The 2,164-nt window shown below is 22.3% G+C and carries 5 protein-coding genes; all 5 read right to left on the minus strand.

The window, feature by feature from the left end; genetic code table 11:
- Positions 1–337: hypothetical protein (locus JG677_RS07860; RefSeq protein ID WP_200286085.1), on the minus strand; the 337-nt coding region annotated here is incomplete at its 3' end.
- An 18-nt stretch (positions 338–355) separates the two neighbouring features.
- Positions 356–574: a hypothetical protein gene (locus tag JG677_RS07865; RefSeq protein ID WP_200286087.1), complete on the minus strand. Its 219-nt coding sequence runs from the start codon at positions 572–574 to the stop codon at positions 356–358.
- A gap of 11 nt (positions 575–585) precedes the next feature.
- Positions 586–891 (minus strand): hypothetical protein, encoded by a 306-nt coding sequence (locus JG677_RS07870; protein ID WP_200286088.1) that lies wholly within the window; start codon positions 889–891, stop codon positions 586–588.
- Positions 892–903: 12 nt separating this feature from the next.
- Complete coding sequence (locus JG677_RS07875) at positions 904–1,248, minus strand: hypothetical protein (protein ID WP_200286089.1); 345 nt, start codon at positions 1,246–1,248, stop codon at positions 904–906.
- Between the two features lie 480 nt (positions 1,249–1,728).
- The coding region (locus tag JG677_RS07880; protein WP_234284671.1) for a hypothetical protein at positions 1,729–2,164 on the minus strand (436 nt) is incomplete at its 5' end.

Below are 2,164 nucleotides of genomic sequence, written 5' to 3' on the forward strand. Positions count from 1 at the left end.
TAAAAATGCAATTAATAAAAATTGTCGCGCGATCAAATTTTATTTCATTAATATAGCAAATTGAAATAATTATAGGAATAATTATTAAAGAACTTGCCAGAATAATATTAAAACCTTTTTTTAAGCCAACAATCGAAAATATTGCTAAAAATAAAAAAGCAATAATTAGATAAGGTGATAAGAAAAAAATAAAATCCCAAACAAAATGCAAAGCTATAGGAATTAACTTTAAAAAATCTAAAATTTCTTTAAAAAAAATAGTGATAAAAGTAATAATACCTATATAAACAACATAAGCTAAAAACATTTCTTTTTTGGTTAATTTTTCCTCAGTCATTTTTGTATCTCCTTTTTTCTATCCAAAAAAATTAATTATTCCAGCAACAATTTGATTAGCCATTTCTTTGTTATAAAATACACCGATTGAAGCAGTAACATATAATATAAAAAGAACAGGTTTTAATGTGTAACCTAATCGTTCTTCAAATTCAGTCTTAGGCGGAACGAATTTTTCTAAATTTATCCCAATAATAAACATCATTGTTGTAACTCCAAATAAAATCCAAGAAGCCATAATTAACCTTTCTATTTATTAATTTTCTCTGCAATAAAATTGATAAGTCTGTAAGCTTCAGACAACATAAGTAAATTAATGCTCTTTATTTTGTCAATTTGTTCATAAGAAAGCAGTAAAAATCTTTTTTGCTTTTCTTGATCAACACCAAATTGAAAATTTATTTTTCTTGTGTAACCCTTAAGCTTAATATAGTCCTTTTTTTCTAAATAAAGTTCATTAACAATATTTTTAAAAAAATTTCCATAATCTTTGTTATAATCAAGTTCTAAAGCAACCATTTTATTATTAAAATCAATCTGTATATTTTTTTTCATAATCCACCCCACTTATTCTTTTATAAAATCTTTGACATTAATCTTTAAGTTAGATAATCTTTTAAAAGTGTCTTCAGCACTCACAAAAGCAAACTTGATACTATTTACAATATGATATTTTAAAATTTCGTAGCTCTCTTGAAAAAACTCATACTTAAGAAAATAGACTTCAATTTGATTGTTTTCTTGATTATAATTTAGTGCAATTTCGCCCAAATCAAAAAATCTAGCAATATTATCTTTTTCTTCTTTGCACTCTAAAAAAGCATAAGCGTCTTTATTATAGATATTTTTTCTATCACCCTTTAGAACACTTTCTAAATCAAAAAACTTATTTTTAGTAACTTCAATTCTCATTTTTTATCCTTTGTCTTTGTTTTCGTATTATAATTATAGTATATTTATACTTAATTTATATTTAATTTATAGTATTTTTATAATTTTTTTATAGTTTTTTTTATAACTGAACTCCAAAAACAAAAACAAACCTAAACTTTTTCTCCCTTTTAAAAAACTTATCTTAAGTCCTTTTTGTTAAAACAAAAAGGAACTTAAAAAGGATAATTAATAAATGGATTTTGATTTCTTATATTTAGATTTATAAGTATATGGAGAGCGGGGAATGAAGTTATGGAGTATCCCCTTAAAAACTCGATAAAAATTAAGACTTTTAACTTAATTTTTATATAAAACAAGTATTTATAAGATTTAGTAAGCAAATGAGAAATAAAAACCATTTAAAAACGAAAAAAGACAAAGGTATTATTTTAATGCTTACTAATGTAGGAAATTATATCAAATATTTATTTAAAAATGGCTTGTTTCTTATTTGTTGTTTTATTTGCTATCAAATATTTGAAATCTAATAAATTCTTTAGCATAAAGATCTGCATAATATTTTAAAGCATCTAAATTGCTATTAAAACCCCAAAAACCAATAATTCCAAAAATTCCAAAAAATCCTATATTTGCATAAAAAACAAAATCAAAATCTTCACTTTTTATAAAATTTGAAATTAAAGCAATAATACAAATACCTATACTAAGTAAAGACGCAAAAAAACCTTCTATATATTTTCTTCGATCTTTACTTTTCATAATCTCTTTTATGAAAGAAAAAATATATTTCTTGATGATACCTTTTTTTAGTTTTTGCTCATTAATATTAGTTTCATTGCAACTTTTAGAAATAAAATCAAATTGTTTATCTATATCACATTTTTCTATATCTTTTTGCAATGCAATTGATTTTATAATTTGAATATTATTATAA

Origin of the sequence: Campylobacter sp. TTU-622, from assembly GCF_016598965.1 — a bacterium.
GTDB lineage: Bacteria > Campylobacterota > Campylobacteria > Campylobacterales > Campylobacteraceae > Campylobacter_D.